The following is a 19,871-nucleotide window of genomic DNA, read 5'->3' on the forward strand; positions in this document are numbered from 1 at the left end:
TGCTGCGAGGTGTTGCCGGGTTGTTACTAGTTGTTCCGGAGTTGTTTTCCGGCACGCCGAAACAACTTTGAAACAACTTACGAACAACTATTGTGGCCAGCCCGACCCTTCATCTCATTATTCCCCCAGGTCACGAAGCCTACGGAAGTTGTTTCAAAGTTGTTTTTATTGTTCCAGGATTGTTGCCAAGCTATTTACTCCGACGCCCCAATCCAGCGTGTGTTTGACCCACGCTGCGGGCCGGCCGGGTCAATACGCGCCACCCCGCGCTCCCGCAGTTTCCGCAAGATCTTCGTCACTTCGGAGCGCTCTATACCCAAAATCTCGGCGGCTTCTGCTGCGCGTACCGTGCCAGTTCGCAGCTGCTCTTCCAACCACTCTTCTGTAGGCATCGTCGCAGCACTAGCAAACTGGGGCTGGGCACCACCCGAAGAAGCTGTCCCCTGCTGAACCGCCCTTCCCAAAACCCATTCATCCGCCCCCTGGAGCCGCGCTACCACCCCAATGTCTTGGAGCGACTCCATCAGTTCGGCGGCTTCCATTGAAGAAATTTGCGCAAGCCGTTCAACCTGATTCTTCGTGATCCGAGGCGCGCTCCACAGCTGCTTTAAGACAATGAGAGTGCCCACGCTCCTCACGGCCTCGCCATCAGGTAGCTTCTCCAGTTCATGAAGCATCTTGATAAAACCCACATCGGGCTTACCTGCTGAAAGAATCACCTCAACGAAGGTTTCCTCAGCACGCACTTCCGGAACTTCCCGACCTGTTCCAATCATTGCGGACCACATGCGGTCAAAACCGCGCGACGATTCCTCAGCCAGGCCGAGCCCACGCATTACCGCCATAAGGCGACTATTCCGCGGCACCGATTGAGTCGTCAGCAAGTGATCCCGATCAACCCCCGGCGGCAGAGGACCCGGGGACCAAATCTTCAGAGTACGAGGCGTCTGGTCAACAACCACGGGGCGACTGATTTGCCAGTCCCTATGAATGAAGGCATTCGTGACGGCCTCGTCAATCGCCTGGGCAGGGAAGCGTGGGATCGCGGTTTCCTGCCCATCATCAAACTGCACTCTTTCAATTTCTTGACTTGCGCGCTCCCTGATTAGGCGGCGCAGCCGGGGAAGCGCAGTCAACAGCGGTTCACTGATCTCGCTCACTTCAGGATCGGCCCCCACGATGGGTCTCCAGAAATACTGAACCGTCAGGGCGGGCTTGTCCGGTGGCAGCATGAGGATCTCTGCCGCCCTCTTGAGCGAACCATCATGGCCCACGAGCCCCAGTTCGCGAAGGAGTCCGTTGGCACCTTTCGGCACATAATCCGACCCGTCTTCCCTGGACCGTTTCCCCCTCAACAGTCGGCGAGCCTCTTCCAGGACTGGCAGCTCGATGTCCTGAACCTGGAGCCTCGAGCTCCCGTTTGAATAATCGGGGTTCGCCCTTTCCCGAACCAACGCTTGCCGTTCTGCCTCCAGCAGCGGCTCACAACTCGTGCCCCGCCGCCGCTTCGCCTGGCCTTGGGTGCGGGTATACATGGTCAATGCTTCTGGGATACGGATCACAACAAGGCGACTACCGTGATACTCAAGTTCAGATGCTTCAACCCTCAGTTGCTGCTGCGTACCATGAAGAATCTTTCTCTCAATGGTTAAGGTATCCAAGTCCGTCCCCGTAAACGCTTCAGGTCCGGTCAGCTTGTCACTGATACCCACGATGATGTGCCCCATAGCGGACTCCCCATTAGCCAGGCACACCGCCTCATCAATGAGCTTTTCTACAAGTTGTGCCCGATGCTTATCGGCCTTCGAAGGCGCATACTGAACCCGGGCAGGGTCCTCTTTGATCTCTAGGGTCTCCGATTCGACATTGCCAGCCGAATCTCCGTTCCAAATAGCTTCTAGAGCCTCTGCAACATCCTCAGGCAGCCACGGTGTCGCATCGTCAATCATGGGGGATTCCATATGTGAAGTATACATTTCCCCAGGAAGTTGTTTTAGAGACGCCACCCACCCCAGCGAAACAACTTTGAAACAACTTACGAACAACTATTGTGGCCAGCCCGACCCTTCATCTCATTATTCCCCCAGGTCAAGAAGCCTCCGGCGGTTGTTTCAAAGTTGTTTCTAGTTGTTTTGGGATGCTCCCCTAGCGGGCGTCACGATCCCAGTTGAACGGCTGCAGCCTCCATCCTGCGAACCCACCACTGCCGACGCTCCGCGTCCACCGCGTAGCGCTCCAGCACCGCCGGATCGGGCTGGGTCGCGCCCGTGAGCATCGCGCCATCCCTGATCTCCCGCGCCCCCACGTCCGCAGTGAACAGCGAGCCCGTCGCCAAGCCCGCCGCATTCGGCCCAGCCTGGCCGAACACCCCGGCGCCCTTCCCCACCTGCGCCACCAGGGAAGCAGCCTGCAGGCCCGCACCAATGCCCACGGCGGTATCCAGCGCGGAGCTAAGCGTCAGACTCACCCCGTGGGCCGCCACCTGGCGCGCGACCGCCACGACCTGGTCGATGCCGCCCAGCGGGGCGACCTTCACCACGGCCACATCGCACGCCCCGGCCTCCACCACGGCCAGCGGGTCCGATGCCTTGCGGATCAGCTCGTCGGCGGCGATCCGCACCGGGGAACCACCCGGCGCGATCCCCTCATCGGCCAACCGCTGCCGAAGTTCCGCGAGCTCCGCCACCGTCGCGCAGGGCTGCTCCACGTAATCCAGGTCCTCCCCCGCCACATCTTCGGCCGCCAACTGCGAGATCACCGCCAGCGCCTGTTCCACCGACCAGCCCGCGTTCGCATCCACTCTGATCCGGGGCCGGGCGACCCCGTGCTCGGCGAACCAGGCCCGCACGGCTCGCACGCGCGCCACATCCTGAGCCAGAGCAACATCAAAGCCCTGCTCCCGCAGCACGGCCGGCTCAGCGACCTTCACCTTCACCGTCGTGCACCCCGGGTAACGGGCCATCAGCTCCCCCACCTGCTGCGGATTCGCCTGCGCGTCCACAGCGGGCATCGTGGCGTTCACCGGCACCGCGACCCCCGCCGGGACCTGCAACGCGGCATGATCCGCTAAGGCACCCTGCGGCCGGGCGGTGGCGTCGTCGTCAAGAAGAAGGGAATGGACCACCGCACTGCGCAACCAGCGGGAAGACTCCGCGGGACCGTATTCCAGGAAGGGTGCGAACTCCACCCACCCGCCGGCGGTGGGCACGAGCATCGCCTCGCGGGTATCGATGCCGCGGAAACGCGTGCGCATCGGCAGGGCCACCACGTGCGCGTGCTCGCGGGCGTGGCGGAGGAACTGGTCGAGCTGCTGCTGAGTGATATTCACGCCACCCACCCTAGGCGAGCGACCAGACACCTAATATGGGCAGGCATGAGCGAAAATAAGGTTTCCGAGATCTTCGACCCCACCGCCTGGCGCGAGGTTGAGGGATTCGACTTCACCGACATCACCTACCACCGCCACACCGGTAAGGGCCGCGCCAACGGCATCGTCCGCATCGCCTTCGACCGGCCGGAGGTGCGCAACGCCTTCCGCCCGCACACCGTCGACGAGCTGTACCGCGCACTCGACCACGCGCGCCGCACCCCGGACGTCGGCACCATCCTGCTGACCGGCAACGGCCCGTCCCCGAAGGACGGCGGCTGGGCGTTCTGCTCCGGCGGTGACCAGCGCATCCGCGGCCGTTCCGGTTATCAGTACGCCACCAGCCACGACTCGGACGTCGCCGCCGCTGGTGCCGAGGGCGTGGACGAGGCCCGTGCGAAGGTCGAGGGTGGCCGCCTGCACATCCTGGAGGTCCAGCGGCTGATCCGCACCATGCCGAAGGTCGTGATCTGCCTAGTCAACGGCTGGGCCGCCGGTGGTGGACACAGCCTGCACGTGGTCTGCGACCTGACCCTGGCGTCCCGCGAGCACGCGAAGTTCAAGCAGACGGACGCGGACGTCGGCTCCTTCGACGCCGGCTATGGTTCCGCATACCTGGCCAAGCAGGTGGGCCAGAAGTTCGCGCGCGAGATCTTCTTCCTCGGCGAGGCCATCGACGCCGAGACGATGCACCAGATGGGTGCTGTGAACCGCGTGGTGGACCACGCCGACCTGGAGACCACCGCGATCGAGTGGGCGCGGAAGATCAACACGAAGTCCCCGACAGCGCAGCGCATGCTGAAGTTCGCCTTCAACCTGACCGACGATGGCCTGATGGGCCAGCAGGTCTTCGCTGGCGAGGCCACCCGCCTGGCCTACATGACCGACGAGGCCGTGGAGGGCCGCGACTCTTTCCTGGAGAAGCGCGAGCCGAACTGGGACGAGTTCCCGTACTACTACTAGATTTTGTGGCCGGTCGGCGCTAGCCGCGCAGCTTATTCCACGCCGGGGGCATCGGGGCCTGCACGTCCAGCTCCTCGCCACTCGACAGCGGGATCACCAGTCGGGAGGCGTGCAGCATCAGCATCCGCACGCCTTTCTCCGCGGCCGCCTGGTTCACTGCCTTATCCCCGTAGCGGGAATCCCCGATGATCGGGTGGCCCAGATGCTGCAGGTGCACACGGATCTGGTGCTTCCGGCCGGTCAGTAGCTGAGCCTCCACGAGGGTTCCCGCACGTCCCCAGGGCTTCTTCACCCACAGCTTCGTCTCCGCCTGCTGCCCGGCGCGGCGATCCACCACCGTGGCCGCCCCCGTCTTCCGCAGCGGGGCATCAATCCGTCGCGGCTGCTTGCCCGACTTTTTCACGGCGCCACTGACCACCGCCAGGTAATAGCGCTGGATGTCCTCCCCACCCTCACGCAGGAGGGACTGCAGGTGGCGCAACATCTTCGAATTCTTCGCCACGATCAGCAGACCGGAGGTCTCCTTATCCAGCCGGTGCGCCAGCTCCAGCTCCTTATCCTCCGGCCGCAACACGCGCAGCGCCTCGATCACCCCAGCCTTGACTCCACTGCCCACGTGCACGGCGATGTTGGCGGGCTTATTCACGATGAGCAGATCATCGTCCTCAAAAACAATGTGCCGGGACAGCCTGCGGGCCAGCTGCTCCGCGGCCTTGCGATCCCCCGCGGGCTTCGGCTTCGCCTCAGCGACCTCGAGGGCGGGCAGGTGGACCTTATCGCCGGCGACAGTGCGCTGGTCGGGCTTGCACTTCGCGCCGTTGACCGTGATCTGCTTGGTGCGCATCATGCGGAACAGCACCGTGGCGGGCACGCCCTTGACCTGCGAACGGATGTATTTGTCCAGGCGGCGATCCGCCTGGGAGTCGCTCACGATCAGGGTCTGAGGTTCGGAATGCTTCATGGTGGCTCTGGGCTCTATCTGTAGCAGATCGGGCAAACAGGCCCACCCGGCTGTTCACGCTCGCAGCGCTGCCCGCGGCCCGCGGCTAGAGCTCGAAGCGCTCCCACACCCGCTGCGCGGCCGGATCGCGGTTCCCCAGGACCTTGTCGAGCAGCTTCCACAGGCCGTGCCCGAAGAGCTTAACCAGACCCCGGCGCTCGCTGGCAGGAACCGGGCGCACCGCCTGCTCTGGCTGGCCCAGGTAATTGCCGATCTCGCGGGTCAGGTCTGCGGTGATCCAGTCATCCACCCGCACCCCGTCGATCGTGGTGAACGCCCGGGATTCACCGCGGTAGACGAAGTGGCGGTCGAACATCCCGAGCGCCTGAGGGACGGCCGCCGCGACCGCGGGGTCTAAGGCCAGGCGCACCAGCCCGATCGTCGTGTCCACGGCGGTGCTGCCCGTCGCCCCCGGCTCGTGGGTGGCGAAGCCCTTCGCCTTCAGGTAGCTCAGCATGTCCTGCACCTCGTGGGCGGCGAGGTTCATCGTGTTGCGCTGTGCCTGGTTCAGCCGGGGGTTCCCCGCCGCTGCCCGCAGCGCATCGCCGACGCCACGTGGGTCGCTGTGACCCAGGGCGACCGCCAGCCGCGGGGCCACCGGTGCCACCGCGATCAGGAAGCTGCCGTCGGTGAGCATGGAATCCATCGCCACCACCGGGGTGACCTCGTAGGGCTCCGGGTCGGCCTGCTGCGCCCACTGCCCGACCGTGGCAAGCAGCCCACCCGGCGGGATGTCACAGGCCGGATCCCCCTGGCTGCAGATGCTGCGCACCTTGCCCTCGTAGCGGTCAAAGGTCCCCGCCGGGCGGGAGCCCAACAGGCCCGTGTGCTGCTCCGAGATCGGCCCGTGGTTCGTGGTGATGAGGGTGGCGCCATCGTTGTTGCCCCGGCGCGGATCCGCCAGCAGGTACGCCGCGATCACCTTCTCCGCCTGCTCCGAGGAAAGATGCATCAACACATCACCAGCGACGTGCGCGCCCTGGGAGAATCCCGCGAGCGCGAACGCGGTATCCGGGCACGCGGCCGAGACGTCATCGATCCGCGCCCGCACTTTCTCGACGCCATCCGCCGCAGAAGCCGCGTAGTTCGGGAACCTCGGCAGGCCGATCTTCTCGTTGCTGCCCACGATGCCTGCGCTGCCGTAATAGGGCAGCTGCCAGCTCCGCACGCCCTCGAAGCGCTGCTCGGCAAGCTTGCTGAAATTCGTGCCCACCACGAAGCCCCGCGGGACATTCGGGTCATCGCCCGGGTGGGCGTCCCCAGACCCAGCAGCGGTGATGACCTCCACGGCTGGGCAGGACGCGATCGGCGTGGGGGTGACGTCCTGAATAGGGCTCGCACCCGCCTGCGGGACCGCAACAGCAGCAGCAACGAGCGGGAGGGAAACAAGGCAAGACACAAGGCGACGCATGGGCAATAGTGTATTGCGCACGCTCCGGCGCTCAACGGTGAGCCCGGCAGTACACCGCTGGTCAGCGGGGCGACACCTCGCAGCCGGGAGACACCCCCGCCACGCAGCCAAGTAGAGTCGGACGGGTGAGTACTAATAATGAGACGCAAGAACTAGGCCGCTTCGGCGACCGCGGGGACGGACACTCGAAGTTCATTTACCCCGCGAAGATCGACGACGGCACCGGCATGGCAACGCTCGAGGCCTTTGAGGTCTCTGCGAAGAATCTCAAGGCCGCGCGCGGCATGCTCTCCCAGGTGCTGGACGGGCGCAGCTCGATCCTTCCGGTCCCCGCCGCCGACTCCCCGGACGCGGGTGCCAGCGAAGAGCTGAAGAAGGTCATGCGGGCAGGCGAGCCGGTCGAGGCCGGCACCCTCGTGGCCACCACCTCCGGGTCCACGGGCACCCCGAAGGGCGCGCTACTCTCCGCCGCGAACCTGCGCTCCTCCGCCCGCGCCACCGAGCAGGTGCTGCGCAAGAAGCTGAAGGTGGAGCCGGGCCCGTGGCTGCTGGCGCTGCCGGCCCACCACATCGCGGGCCTGCAGGTGATTCTGCGTGGCATGATGGCCGGTTTCACCCCGGTCGCGACCACCGCACTGATCGAGGGCACGGGCTTTAGCGTGTCCGGTTTCGCAGCCGACGCCGCCGCGCTGAAGAAGCGCTTCCCGCACGAGGATCTGCACACCTCCCTGGTCCCGCCGCAGGTGCACTCCCTGCTGGAGTCCGAGGAAGGCATCGAGGCGCTGAAGCTCTTCGGCGTGGTCCTCATCGGCGGTGCGGCGCTGGGCGATAAGGCCCGCCAGCAGCTGGACGAGGCGGGTGTGAACTACGTCCTGACCTACGGTTCCAGCGAGACCAGCGGCGGGATGGTCTACGACGGCCAGGCGCTGCCGGGCGCGAGCGTGCGCATCGAGGACGCGGACGCCAACGGCGCCGGACGCATCGTCCTCGAAGGTCCGATGGTCGCCCGCGGTTACCGCAACAACGACGAGGACTGCTTCCCCGAGCTCGGGGTCTACCGCACCAGCGACATCGGCGCCCTGGACGGGAACACATTACAGGTGCTGGGTCGGGCCGACGGCGCGATCAACACCGGTGGCGTGAAGGTTCTGCCCGAGCAGTCGGAGAACGCCACCCGCTCCCACGCTGTTGTGAACGGCGAGGCGGTCTCCGAGGTCTGTGTCTCTGGTGTTTCCGACGAGCACTGGGGCGAGGCCGTGGTCGCCGTGCTGCGCACCGCTGGTACTGAGGCTTCCGGCGATCCGGTGGAGGTCACCGACGCCGTGCGCTCCTCCATGCGGGAGGCCGGTTGCGCGGATTACCTCATCCCGCGCCGCGCCTTCGCTGTCGCGGAGCTGCCGAAGACCGGCCCGGGCAAGCTGGATCGCATCGCGATCGCGGAGCTCGCCCGCCAGGCCTGCGCCGCGAACTAGCGGTTGTCCGTCACCACCCGCAGCGCGGAGACTGCCGCACCGTCCGTCTCCTGCAGCATCAGCGGGTCGGTGCGCGGCATGGGGGAAATCGTCATATCCGCGCGCATGTCCTGCAGCGGGATGCCGACCATGTGCACCCGCGGATCAACCTGCCCGTCCTCGTGGATCAGCCGGCTCGTCGCCAGCTCGACCTCTGGGGCGCGGGAGGCGGTGCCATCGCCGCGCAGCCAGGTGCGCATCCGGCCGGCGTCCTTGAGCTGCTGGCTCAGCGGATCCGCGGTGCTGCGCACGTCCGGCTTGTGCAGCCACGCATCCACCAGGGTGCGGGACTCCACCGGCTCCTCCCGGGTCACCGGGGAGGTCATGACGAACGCAGGCGTCTCGGGGTCGATCACCATCGTCGGGTGCGCGCCCAGGAAGCGGACGTAGCCGGCGTCCACCAGGCACAGCAGCTCTGCGGTGCGGAAGGCCGGCGGCCCGGAGCCCACCATCTGGCCCACGCGCTTGAGCTCCGCATAGGCACCTCGGCGAGATTCGGTGGTGAACCGGCCGGGCTCGTCCACGACGGCAGCGGGCTTGCGGGCCGAGCCGATGACCTGCAGGCCCATCTTCACCGCCGACTCGCGCGCGGACTGAGCCTCGGAAAGATCCGCGGCCAAACCATCGGCAATGCACGCGGTGAGCTCGTCGATGCTCTGGCCCGCCTCCCCGGCCTGCTCCGCGAAACGCGCGACGGGGTCGGCGTGATACGGCAGGTCGAAGCGGTTTTCTTGCGCCACCAGCCCGTCCAGTCGGGTGTCCTCGTGCAGCCGCCACGGGTCGGTGTCCGGGTCGTCGATGATCTCGCCGACCTTTTTTAGGACGTCAGGTTCGGCTGCCAGCAGAACCCGGTAGTAGGCCTCTTGTGAGTCCCGCAGGATCGCCGGCCACAGGGTCTCGCCGAAGTCCAGGCTATTCGCCGGAATCTGTGCGAGATCCAGCTCCGCGACGGCGGCCTTGAAGCGAGGCAGCCAAGCCGCGGGAGGCAGCGAGCCGAAGACCGGCTTCGGCTGGTACGGGTAGCCGTGGTGGGAGGTGACCACGAGCTTCGGCTCCCGGCCAGAGGGCTCGTAGCGCAGCCCCGAGCGGGCGTCGGCGTCCGGAATAAACCGCCCGCCACGGTCGATGGTGAGCATGGCCATGAGGTCGAAGAAGCCCATCCCCAGGCCGCGGACCAGCACCTCCTCCTGGGACTCCTCCCAGCTGGGGATCTGGCTGATCTGCTGGTCGGCGGGGTTGCCGGGGCGGATCCAGGTGAGGGCCGGGTGCATGTCCACGGCGGAAGCGGTGAAGCTCTCCATCGCATCGGGGGTGGTATCGGCCCAGCCGATGGCGAGCACGGTGGCATCCGCGAGGATCGTGGTGCCGTTGTCCAGCGTGATGCGGTCACGGGTGGGATGGCCTTCGCCGTTGCCCGCTTCGGCGTCGGCCCCGGCTGCGGAGCCTCCCGGCACCTCCTCGATCTTGGTGGCGCGGGCGAGGTGCTGGTGCACCGACATCCCCTCCGGGAGCAGCCCCAACACCACGCTGAAAACCCAACGCAGATACTCGCCGTAAAGGGCTCGGCTGGGGTGGGATTCGGGCCGGGTTTCGGCGATCTCCGTGGCGTATTCCGCCAGGGACCACCCAGCACCCACGGTTGAGGCGGATTCTCCGGCCTCCGAGGTCGCCTCCGGCAGAGGCTCCGCAGCCTGGGTCCCATCATTATCCGAGGTCAACGGGTTGCGTTCGGCCCCAACACTCAGCGGAAGGCGAGTGAACAGATCTGTCTTTTTTCCGCCCGGATCCCGCTCTGAGTCCAGCTCTTCACCGCGGATGAGCATGATCCACTCGTGCATGGTCGGCCCCTCCACCACGGGTGCTGTAACGGTTGCTCCGGGCTCAGTGAAGAGGGTGACCGCATCGGCCAGAGTGTTCATGCACAGAGTCTTGGTCTGGTCTGTGCGCCAGACTTTCCCCTCCCCCGGCTGCACCTCGTCAACCACATGAATGTCCAGGTGAGTTGTGGTTTTACGCGGATCGAGCTGGCGATATTCGGCGGCGAGGCGCTCCAGGATGGAAATACCTCGCGGGCCACCTCCGATGATCGCGATGGTGGGCGTTGAATCGGTCATGGTCCTTGGGCTGGTCATGTAGGCCATCTTATCGTGAAGGTTTTCCCGTGATACCCTAGCCCTCACCCCTTATAGACAGATCTGTTCATTTTTATCCACAGGAGGGAATACCTATGTCCCCCGGCTTGCCCCGCACCCAGGGCACGTCCAGGCGCCACACCCGGCGCCCCATCAGATCGGTGATCACCCTGCTCACCGCCGTCGTCCTCGGCCTCGGCGGACTCACCGCCTGCAGCAGCGCCGGTGGTTCCGAGGACAACCCCGCCGAGCTGACCTACCTCGATTCCCTCCCCTTCAACAACCTTTACCCGCCGACCGCGGGCTTCTACCCCAACGGCGGTGTCGTCAACAACATCACCGACCGGCTGCTGTGGCAGGACCCGGACACCCTCGAGCTCCACCCGTGGATCGCCACCGACCTGCCGGAAGTCAACGAGGACGCCACCGAGTTCACCTTCCGCCTGCGCGACGGGGTCACCTACTCCGACGGCACCCCGCTGGACGCGGAGAACGTCGTCAAGAACTTCGACCTCTTCGGCCTCGGGAACACGGAGAACAAGCTCACCGCCTCCGAACAGATCAGCTCCTATGAGCGCGGCGAGGTTATCGACGATTCCACCGTCCGCTTCCACTTCAGCGAGCCCGAGCCCGGCTTCCCCCAGGCTGCCAGCTCCATCAACGCCGGGCTGCTGGCCAACTCCTCCCTGGAGATGACGGACGAGGGTTTCGCCCCTGGTTCGGCCCGCAAGGTCATTGGCTCCGGTCCCTTCGTCATCACCGGCGAGAAGCGGAACCGCGAACTGACCTTGAGCGCGCGGGAGGACTACGACTGGGCGCCACCGGTCTTCGCCGAGCGCGGCCTGAACACCGGGCGTCCGGAGCTGGACACCGTGCGCGTCGTTGTCGCCAAGGAGGACAGCGTCCGCGTCGGTGGACTCAAGGCCGGGCAGGCGGACATCGCCCGCCAAATCGAGGCCCCGGAGGAAAAGCACCTCGCCAAGGCCGGAATCAACATCCACGCAGCACCGACCAACGGCGTGAACAACGGCCTGGCCTTCCGCTTCCGCCACCCGCTGCTGCAGGACATCCGGGTGCGCCAGGCGATCATCGCCGGCGTGGACCGCGAGAAGATCCTGCGCACCCTGTTCTCCGACTCCTACCCGCTGGCCACCTCCACCCTCGCCCACACCGCGCAGGGCTACGAGGCGCAGAAGGGTGCCTACGAGTTCAACCCGGATAAGGCCCGCACGCTCCTCGACGAGGCCGGCTGGACCGTCGGGCACGACGGTATCCGCACCAAGGACGGCAAGCGCCTGCGCCTCGTCGTCAACGACGCCCCACAGCAACCCCGCACCCGGGAGGTCGTCACGATGCTGCAGCAACAACTGCGTGCCGTCGGCATCGACGCGCAGCTGCACCCCGGCGACGTCGCCGCCCAAAAGGCAGCCCAGACGGACGAGAACCAGGTGCAGCTCAACCTCACGATGGTGGGCCGCGCCGACTACGACGTCATTAAAAGCCAGTACTACTCCGAGAACCGCAACGCGCTGCTGAACATGCACCCCGACGAATCCATCGGCGATGAGAAGCTCCAGCAGCTCCTGCTCGACGTCGCGCAGTCCCCCACCGAGGAGGAGCGCGCGCGAGCCTCCAAGGCAGTGCAGAAGCACCTGACCGATAACGCCTACGTCCTGCCCTTCTTCGAGGAACCGCAGGTCTTCGGCGTGCACCCACACGTCCACGGCTTCCGCGCCGAGAGCATCGGCCGACCCTGGTTCTACCTGACTCGAAAGGAGGCCTAGCCATGACCGGCCGCCAGATCCTCGCCCGCATCGGCCAGGCGATCCTCGTGTTGTGGGCCACCTTCACCCTCGCATTCATCCTGCTCACCGCACTGCCCGGGGATGCGGTGGCCACCCGCTACGCCGACCCCGAGCTTGGGCTCTCCCCGGCGCAGATCCAGCAGATGCGCGACGTGTACGGCGCCGACGAGCCCATCCTCGTGCGCTACATCAACTCTCTCACCGGCGCGCTGCGCGGGGACTTCGGAAACTCCCTGATGAATGGCGAGTCCGTGACCAGCGCTTTGGGCGCTGCTCTGCCAAACACGCTCGCCCTGGCGCTCGTGGCTTTTCTGCTCGCCAGCGTGATCGCTCTGACCCTGGCCACGCTCGCCGCCCCGGGCCGCAACAACCGTGTCAGCCGCTGGCTGGCCAATACTCTGGCGAGCGTCCCCTCCCTGCTGATCGCACTGCCCCCGTTCTGGCTGGGCATCATCCTGATCCAGGTGTTCAGTTTCACGCTGGGGTGGGTCCCCGTCATCGACGCCTCCCCGACCCAGTCGATCATCCTGCCCGCCATCGCCATCGCCCTGCCGCTGTCCGCGCCGATGGCCCAGGTGTTGCTCCGCGGGATTCAGGACGCCTCGGCCCAGCCCTTCGTCACCGTGGTGCGGGCCCGTGGGGCCAGCCACCACTGGGTGCTGTGGCGCAATGTCCTGCGCAACGCGATGCTTCCCGCACTGACCATCGCCGGGCTGACCTTCGGTGAGCTCATCGGCGGCGCTGTGGTCACCGAGGCCGTGTTCAGCCGCGCTGGCATCGGCGCGATGACCGTGGACGCCGTATCTAACCGCGATACCCCGGTGCTCATGGCCGTCGTCGTCATCAGCGCCGCGGTCTACGTGCTGGTCAACCTGGCCGTCGATGTGCTGTACCCGGTGCTCGACCCCCGGCTGCGCAGCCGGGGCGCACAACCCGCCACCACGAATGGGAGGGGCTAAAACATGACCACCACACTGACCTCTAAGTCCCCACTGCGCTCCCGGCTGACCGGCCGATCCCGCCCCCGCCCGCGGAAGGCGGGTTGGGGCGCGGTGGTCTCCGGGCTCATCGTTGTCATCGCACTGGCCTGGGCACTCGTGCCGGGGCTGTTCGCCTCGGGCGACCCCGTGAACTCCGGTAGCACCGCCCCACTGCTGCCGCCCAGCACCGAGCACTGGTTCGGCACCGACGCCGTCGGCCGCGACCTCTACACCCGCGTGGTGTGGGGCACCCGGCAGTCCCTGCTCGGGGCGCTCGTCGCGGTTCTGCTCGGCATGATCATCGGCACCCTGCTGGGTGTCATCGCCGGGTCCTCCCGCGCCCGGCGCGGCTCCAGCACAGGTGCTAAGGGCAGCTGGGTGGACACGCTGATCATGCGCATCGTGGACGTTCTGCTCGCCATCCCGGCCCTGCTGCTCAGCCTCTCGGTGATCATCGTGCTGGGTTACGGCTCGATCAACGCGGCCATCGCCGTGGGTATCACCAACGTCGCGATGTTCGCCCGGCTCGCCCGCTCCGAGGTGCTGGGCGTGGCGTCCTCCGATTATGTCGAGGCCGCCTACGCCTCCGGCGGCACCCGTGCCTCCGTGCTGTGGCGGCACGTCCTGCCGAACTCGCTGACCCCGGTGCTCGCGCTGGCGGCCCTCCAGTTCGGCAGCGCCATCCTGCAGCTGTCCGCCCTGAGCTTCCTGGGCTACGGTGCTCCGCCACCGACGCCCGAGTGGGGCCTGATCATCGCCGAGGGCCGGGACTTCATCGCCACGTCCTGGTGGCTGACCGTCCTTCCGGGCCTGGCCATCGTCCTCGTCGTCCTGGCGACCAACCACCTCAGCACCGTCCTCCGCGACCGGGAAGGAGCCCGCTCATGACCACCCCATTGCTGAAGGTCACCGACCTCGCGGTCACGTACAACTCCGCCCACGGCCCCGTGCACGCGGTGACAGATGTGTCCTTCTCCGTCGCCCCCGGTCGGGTCACCGCCATCGTGGGAGAATCCGGTTCCGGAAAATCCACCTCCGCCATGGCGACGATGGGGCTGCTGCCTGCCAACGCGTCGGCGTCCGGAAAAATCGAGCTCAATGGGCAGGACCTAAACCGCATCACGCAGCAGCAGTGGCGCGGCGTCCGCGGCCTGAAGATCGGGCTCATCCCGCAGGACCCCGGAACCTCGCTGAACCCCGTGAAAACCATCGGCGACTCGGTCGGCGAGGTGCTGCGGATTCACCGCCAGGCGCTGGGCAATCCCAGCAAACAGGAGCGCCGCGCGACCGTCATCGAGCTCCTGGACGCCGTGGGCATCGATCAGCCCGAGCTGCGCCATGACCAGTATCCGCACGAGCTCTCCGGCGGTATGCGGCAGCGCGCCCTCATCGCCGCCGCGCTGGCCACCGAACCGGACCTCATCATCGCCGACGAGCCCACCAGCGCCCTGGACGTGACGGTGCAGCAGACGATCCTGGACCTCATCGACCAGCTGCGGGAAGACCGCGGCATTGGTGTGCTGCTCATCACGCACGACCTCGCCGTGGCCAGCGACCGGGCCGACGAACTGGTGGTCATGCAGTCCGGCCAGGTCAAGGAGGCCGGGCTCACCGGCCGCATCCTCGGCGATCCGCGGCACCCCTACACCCGCCGACTGCTCGCTGACGCCCCTGGGCTGACCAACCCCGTGCGCCGACCGGCGCGGGCTCGGAAGCATGCGGGAGCCAGCGCCCCTGGGGCCGCTGGCCCCAAGACCGGTGCTCCCGGCAGCGAGGTGGCCCCTAAGGAGAAGGCCCCCGCCACCCGCGCGGCACGCGGCTCCAAGGCACGTAGCTCCGAGCCACGCGGCTCCAAGGAGCCCATTCCCCCGCTGCTGCGCGTTAGCTCGATGAGCAAGCGGTTCCACCCCGCCCGCGGCCAAGAGGCATTCACTGCGGTCGACGGTGTGAGCTTCTCTGTCGCCCGTGGCACCACGCACGCGATCGTCGGGCAATCGGGTTCCGGCAAATCCACCCTCGCCCGCATGGTCTGTGCCTTCGAGGATCCCAGCGCGGGGGTGGCCTACCTCGAGGGGGCTGCCATCAACGAGCTCGCGGAGAAGGATCCGCGCCAGCTGCGCCGCAGGGTGCAGATGGTCTACCAGAACCCCTATGGCTCGCTCGACCCACGCCAGTCCATCGGTTCGGCGATCGCCGAGCCACTGCGCAACCTCAGCTCGCTCTCACGGACCCAGATCCGCGCGAAGGTCGCCGAGGTGTTGGACCAGGTCAGCCTGCCCGAGGCGCTGGCCAACCGGCGTGCCGGGGAGCTCTCCGGCGGGCAACGCCAGCGCGTGGCCATCGCCCGCGCGATGGTCCTGGAGCCGGAGCTATTGGTTCTCGACGAGGCCGTGTCCGCGCTGGACGTCACCGTCCAGGCCCGCATCCTGGAACTGCTCGACGAGCTGCAGGAGGAGCTGAACCTGACCTACCTGTTCATCTCCCACGACCTCGCCGTCGTCCGGGAGATCAGCGACACGGTCAGCGTGATGAGCAAGGGCCGCCAGGTCGAGCTGGGCTTCACCGAGGAGATCTTCAACGATCCGCAGCACGACTTCACCCGTCAGCTGCTGCGGGCCATCCCGGGCCAGCGTTACCGCGAGGGCGTGTTCAACCTGGGGCTTTAAGCTCGCGAACGCTGGTGCTCCCCTCCGTGCGCCCCGTCCACCTGCCACAGCGGATCCGCCCCGCGCCCTAGCGGGACATTGCGATCCGCAGTGCGGAACGTGCGGCGGCGTCCGTCTCCTGGAAGATCACCGGGTCCTCCCCCACCTTCGGTGAGTTCGTCATATCGGCCCGAACCTCCCGCAGCGGCACGCCCAGCATGTGCACCCTCGGATCGCGCTGACCCGACTGGCCAATAAGCAGGCCCGTTTCCCGGTCCACCTCCGGGGCGCCAGACAGGGAGCCATCGCCCCAGGCCCAAGCCCGCATCCGGGACTGTGCCAGCAACTGCCTGCTCAGCGGGCAGGCCGTGTGCCGCACATCCGGGTCGTGGATCAGCGCCTCGATCAGCACAGGCGCGCACACCTCCTCCCCCGTCGTCGCGGAAATGACCCGGAACGCCGGGACCTCCTCGTCCACGGTGAGCTCCGGTTTTGCGCCAAGGAAGCGCACCATCCCGGCGTCGATGAGCGCGAGCAGCTCGGCGGTGCGGAAGGCCGGCGGGCCCACGCTCACCATCTGGGCGATGCTGCCGAAGAGCGCGTATTCCTCCTCGCGGGAGGCCTGCGTGAACCGCCCCGGCTCGTCGACCAGGGCGATCCGCTTCATCGCCGCCCCGAAGCTGAATAGCCCCATCTTCACCGGGGATTCCTCGCCGCGCTGCGCCTCCCGCCAGTCGCCGAGGAGGTGTTCGAACAGGCTCCGGGTAAAGGAGTCGATGCTCAGCTCCTCGCCCGCTGCCTCCGCCTTGTCCTCAAGACGAGCGACCGGGTCGTTCTCCCAGGGGATGTTGAATCGCTTTTCCGGGTCCACCAGCCCGTCCAGGCGGGTGTCCTCGTGCATGTTCAGCGGGTCGGTGGCCGGGTCGTCGATGACCTCGGTGACCTTCTTCAGGACGTCAGGTTCGGCCGCCAGCAGAACCCGGTAGTAGGCATCTTGTGCGTCGCGCAGCAGTGCTGGCCACAGCGTGTCCCCGAAGTCCAGGCTATTGGGGTCCAGCGGAATATCGAGCTGGGCGATCGCCTCGTCCAGGCGGCGCAGCTCCGCACGCGGCGGCATTCCCGAGAACTCCGGGCGGGGCTGATGCGGGTAGCCACGGCCCGCCATAGCCAGGATCCGCGGTTCCCGCCCGGAAGGTTGGTAGCGCAATCCCGCTGGCGCGGTGGCGTCCGGTATGAAGGCCCCGCCACGGCCGAGCGTGAGCATGGACATGGCGTCGAAAAATCCCATGCCCAAGCCCCGGATCAGGATCTCCTGGCCGGACTCCTCCCAGCTGGGGATGGCAGAGAAGTCCTGATCAGCCGGGTTATTCGGCGCAACCCACTCCAGCTGCTCGTGCTTGGCCGCGGCAGCCGCGAGTTCCTGCTCCTCCGGGGCGAGATCCGTGTCCAACCAGCCCAGGGCGAGCACCGTCGCGTGCGCATGCAGGCGGGTGCCGTCCGCGAGTTCGATGGTGTCCGTGCCGTCTGCCGCTGCTTCGATGCCCACCGCCTTCGAGCGGTGCACCGTCACCTCGATGGCCTCGGGTACCATGCCCAGCACCGCGGAGAAGACCCAACGCAGGTACTCGCCGTACAGGCCCCGCGGCGGGTGGGTATTCGGCCGGGCCTGCTGGATGTCTTGCGCCCGGTGGTCCAGGGGCTGGACCGGGTGGCGGGAAAACAGCGCTGCCTTCGCCCCACGCGGGTCGCGCTGCTCCCCCAGCTCCTCGCCGCGAAGCAGCATGATCCACTCGTACATGGTCGGGCCTTCGAAAACCGGGGATGCCACGCTGGAGCCCGGCTCCGGGAACAAGGTCACCGCGTCGGCCAGCGTGTTCATGCACAGGTCGAAGTTCTGGTCGGTGCGCCAGATGCGCCCCGCCCCGGGCTGGACGTCGTCCACCACGGCCACGGCCAGGCGTTCAGGGGCAGTACCCTGCTCCGCCAGCTCCCGGTGGGTAGCCACGATCCGCTCCAGCACGGAAATCCCCCGTGGCCCGGCCCCGATGATCGCGATCCTGCGCTCAATACTGCTCATGGCCCCACCCTACGGATGATCCCGATCACGGCGAGGCAGCGCCATACTAAGCGAGATAATAAAAGCCCTGGCCACACGGGCCAGGGCTATGAGGAAACGGAGTACAGAGTTTTAACGGGGGCGACGCTCGCAGCCGACGCCGTCGTTGTCACGGTCAAGGTGGGAAGCGTAGCCCGCCTCGCCGCGGCGGATCGGGCGGCCCAAGTCGTTCCATACTGCACGGCAGTTCTGGTAGTAGCGGGACTGTGCCGGACGCGGCGCAGGTTTCGGCGCAGTTCGCTTCGGCGCTGGCTTTGGCGCAGCGCGCTGTGGTACCGGCTTCGGCTTTGCCACCTGCTTCGGGGCCTGTTTAGCGGCTGGCTTCGCAGCCGGCTTTGGGGCAGGCTTCGGCGCCGGTGCCGGGCCCGGGATGATGCCAGGCAGCGGGTTGGGCACCATGCCAGCCTGGATCGCCCACAGGCCGCCGCCGATAACCGCAGCGATGGCCGCGATGCTGCCGATGACGATGCCCGCGATCGCGCCCTTGGAGAGCCCTTCCTTCTCCTCATCCTCGGAGGAGGATCCCCCGGACCCGGTGGTGGTGTCGTCGGTGTTGCCCTGGCTCGAGGAGGAGCCGAACAGACCGGACTGGCCCTCGGTGTTGTTAGTGTTCGTCGAGTCTTCATTGGCTTGAATGAGAGCCGCAGGCGAAGCAGGAGCCGCCTGGGCGACTGGGGTGAGGCCGCCGGTCAGCACGGCAAGCGCCGCTGCCAGCGAAATGACAGTTTTTCTCATGGCATAACAATCACCCATTTGTATTTGGGACACAACTTACCCGTGGAAAACCTCTCCCCGAGGGCCTTTTCACCTACCCCCGTCACCCCCTTTCCCACCGTAAAGGGCGAAATAACCACCGATTCCCCCCGCGTCACGCGCCCGTCCCGCGTGCTGAAGCAGCCCCGACATAGCCCCCGCGCCCAAGCGAGTAGAGTAAACAGTTTGCATCCACCCCTGCCCGAAGGAAGGTTGACCGCCGCGTATGTCTGCCACCAACACCGCCACCGCCGCCGACTGGCTCGAAGGCGCCCGCCCGCACACCTGGGCTAATGCCATCGCCCCGGTCCTGGCTGGAACAGCAGCCGCGGTAACCACCGGCGGGGCGTCCTTCCCGCGGGCGCTACTCGCCCTCGTCGTCGCGCTCGCGCTGATCATCGGCGTGAACTACGCGAACGATTACTCCGACGGCATCCGCGGCACCGACGACGACCGCTCCGGCCCCCTGCGCCTCACCGGCTCCGGGCTGGTGGAGCCCACGCTCGTGAAGTACGCCGCCTTCGCCTGCTTCGGCGTGGCTGGGGTCGCCGGAATCGCGCTGAGCCTGCTGAGCGCCTGGTGGTTGATCCTCGTCGGCGCAGTCTGCATCGCGGGCGCCTGGTTCTACACCGGCGGTGAAAACCCCTATGGCTACCGGGGTCTTGGCGAGGTCGCGGTGTTCATCTTCTTCGGCCTCGTCGCGGTGTTGGGCACGGAGTTCACGCAGTCCGGGCAGATCACCTGGCGCGGGCTCGGCCTGGCTGTGACGATCGGTGCGCTTTCCTCGTCCGTGAACCTGGCCAATAACCTTCGCGACATCCCGACCGACTCGGTCACCGGCAAGATCACCCTCGCCGTGCGCCTGGGGGATGCGGGCACCCGCGCGCTATGGCTGAGCCTGGTCGGTGGCTCCGTCGTGCTCACCATCGCGCTGGCCGCAGGTCAGCTCGCTGCGCTGCTGGGTCTGCTGGCAGTGCCGCTGTGGGTGCTGGCCTCCGGGCCCGTGCGCAAGGGCGCACAGGGCAAGGATCTGATCCCGGTACTTGGGCTTACCGGCCGCGGCATGCTGCTGTGGTCGGTGATGATGCTGATCGCGGCGTTTATCTAGCCGCGCACGCTCCACCAACACGGCCGGCCCTCAACGCCGACCCCCAGCCCGTTACCTTGTGAGTGTCCCCGATAATGGGG

Annotated in this window: 14 protein-coding genes; 7 read left to right on the forward strand and 7 right to left on the reverse strand. The window is 66.8% G+C overall.

Annotated features, from left to right (window positions below; all coding sequences use genetic code 11):
- Window positions 1-194: 194 nt before the first annotated feature.
- Together HMPREF3088_RS09875 and HMPREF3088_RS09880 are read right to left on the reverse strand one after the other, a co-directional pair.
- Window positions 195-1,949, reverse strand: a complete 1,755-nt coding sequence (locus tag HMPREF3088_RS09875; RefSeq protein WP_168167051.1) for an ATP-binding protein — start codon at window positions 1,947-1,949, stop codon at window positions 195-197.
- Between the two features lie 206 nt (window positions 1,950-2,155).
- The gene (locus tag HMPREF3088_RS09880) at window positions 2,156-3,328 is read right to left on the reverse strand and encodes an o-succinylbenzoate synthase (protein ID WP_070759825.1); all 1,173 of its coding nucleotides are present in this window, start codon (window positions 3,326-3,328) and stop codon (window positions 2,156-2,158) included.
- A 45-nt stretch (window positions 3,329-3,373) separates the two neighbouring features.
- On the opposite strand from HMPREF3088_RS09880, the gene HMPREF3088_RS09885 reads away from it, so the two are divergent.
- On the forward strand, window positions 3,374-4,330 hold the full coding sequence (locus tag HMPREF3088_RS09885) for a 1,4-dihydroxy-2-naphthoyl-CoA synthase (protein ID WP_070759810.1): 957 nt from the start codon (window positions 3,374-3,376) through the stop codon (window positions 4,328-4,330).
- Between the two features lie 19 nt (window positions 4,331-4,349).
- Here the strand turns inward: HMPREF3088_RS09885 and HMPREF3088_RS09890 are convergent, their stop codons facing one another.
- Window positions 4,350-5,291 carry an RluA family pseudouridine synthase gene (locus tag HMPREF3088_RS09890; RefSeq protein ID WP_070759811.1) on the reverse strand — a complete coding sequence of 314 codons (942 nt, stop codon included), beginning with the start codon at window positions 5,289-5,291 and terminating at the stop codon, window positions 4,350-4,352.
- A gap of 85 nt (window positions 5,292-5,376) precedes the next feature.
- On the reverse strand, window positions 5,377-6,741 hold the full coding sequence (locus HMPREF3088_RS09895) for a cutinase family protein (protein ID WP_083317398.1): 1,365 nt from the start codon (window positions 6,739-6,741) through the stop codon (window positions 5,377-5,379).
- A 125-nt stretch (window positions 6,742-6,866) separates the two neighbouring features.
- Between HMPREF3088_RS09895 and HMPREF3088_RS09900 the strand changes: the two genes are divergently transcribed.
- Window positions 6,867-8,213, forward strand: a complete 1,347-nt coding sequence (locus tag HMPREF3088_RS09900) for an AMP-binding protein (RefSeq protein WP_070759813.1) — start codon at window positions 6,867-6,869, stop codon at window positions 8,211-8,213.
- Here the strand turns inward: HMPREF3088_RS09900 and HMPREF3088_RS09905 are convergent.
- Window positions 8,210-10,393: an FAD/NAD(P)-binding protein gene (locus HMPREF3088_RS09905; RefSeq protein ID WP_070759814.1), complete on the reverse strand. Its 2,184-nt coding sequence runs from the start codon at window positions 10,391-10,393 to the stop codon at window positions 8,210-8,212. The two genes, HMPREF3088_RS09900 and HMPREF3088_RS09905, sit on opposite strands and share 4 nt — an antisense overlap.
- An 86-nt stretch (window positions 10,394-10,479) precedes the next feature.
- Here HMPREF3088_RS09905 and HMPREF3088_RS09910 point away from each other — a divergent pair, with 86 nt between their 5' ends.
- Genes HMPREF3088_RS09910 through HMPREF3088_RS09925 form a run of 4 tightly spaced genes read left to right on the forward strand, consistent with a single transcriptional unit; the run spans window position 10,480 to window position 15,835 of the window.
- A complete protein-coding gene (locus HMPREF3088_RS09910) occupies window positions 10,480-12,168 on the forward strand; it encodes a TIGR04028 family ABC transporter substrate-binding protein (RefSeq protein WP_070759815.1) in 1,689 nt (562 codons plus the stop codon).
- 2 nt (window positions 12,169-12,170) lie between these two features.
- Entirely contained in the window at window positions 12,171-13,148 is a 978-nt protein-coding gene (locus HMPREF3088_RS09915; protein WP_070759816.1) for an ABC transporter permease, read from the forward strand.
- Between the two features lie 3 nt (window positions 13,149-13,151).
- Window positions 13,152-14,057: an ABC transporter permease gene (locus tag HMPREF3088_RS09920; RefSeq protein WP_070759817.1), complete on the forward strand. Its 906-nt coding sequence runs from the start codon at window positions 13,152-13,154 to the stop codon at window positions 14,055-14,057.
- The gene (locus HMPREF3088_RS09925) at window positions 14,054-15,835 is read left to right on the forward strand and encodes a dipeptide ABC transporter ATP-binding protein (RefSeq protein WP_070759818.1); all 1,782 of its coding nucleotides are present in this window, start codon (window positions 14,054-14,056) and stop codon (window positions 15,833-15,835) included. Before HMPREF3088_RS09920 ends, HMPREF3088_RS09925 begins: the two co-directional genes overlap by 4 nt.
- A gap of 67 nt (window positions 15,836-15,902) precedes the next feature.
- Here HMPREF3088_RS09925 and HMPREF3088_RS09930 read toward each other — a convergent pair whose 3' ends face one another.
- Both HMPREF3088_RS09930 and HMPREF3088_RS09935 read right to left on the reverse strand, forming a co-directional pair.
- On the reverse strand, window positions 15,903-17,891 hold the full coding sequence (locus HMPREF3088_RS09930; protein ID WP_070759819.1) for an FAD/NAD(P)-binding protein: 1,989 nt from the start codon (window positions 17,889-17,891) through the stop codon (window positions 15,903-15,905).
- 111 nt (window positions 17,892-18,002) lie between these two features.
- The gene (locus HMPREF3088_RS09935; protein ID WP_070759820.1) at window positions 18,003-18,665 is read right to left on the reverse strand and encodes an excalibur calcium-binding domain-containing protein; all 663 of its coding nucleotides are present in this window, start codon (window positions 18,663-18,665) and stop codon (window positions 18,003-18,005) included.
- A 244-nt stretch (window positions 18,666-18,909) separates the two neighbouring features.
- Here HMPREF3088_RS09935 and HMPREF3088_RS09940 point away from each other — a divergent pair, with 244 nt between their 5' ends.
- Window positions 18,910-19,791: a 1,4-dihydroxy-2-naphthoate polyprenyltransferase gene (locus tag HMPREF3088_RS09940; RefSeq protein WP_070759821.1), complete on the forward strand. Its 882-nt coding sequence runs from the start codon at window positions 18,910-18,912 to the stop codon at window positions 19,789-19,791.
- The last annotated feature ends 80 nt before the right edge of the window (window positions 19,792-19,871 follow it).

The organism is Corynebacterium sp. HMSC22B11 (assembly GCF_001815965.1).
GTDB lineage: Bacteria > Actinomycetota > Actinomycetes > Mycobacteriales > Mycobacteriaceae > Corynebacterium.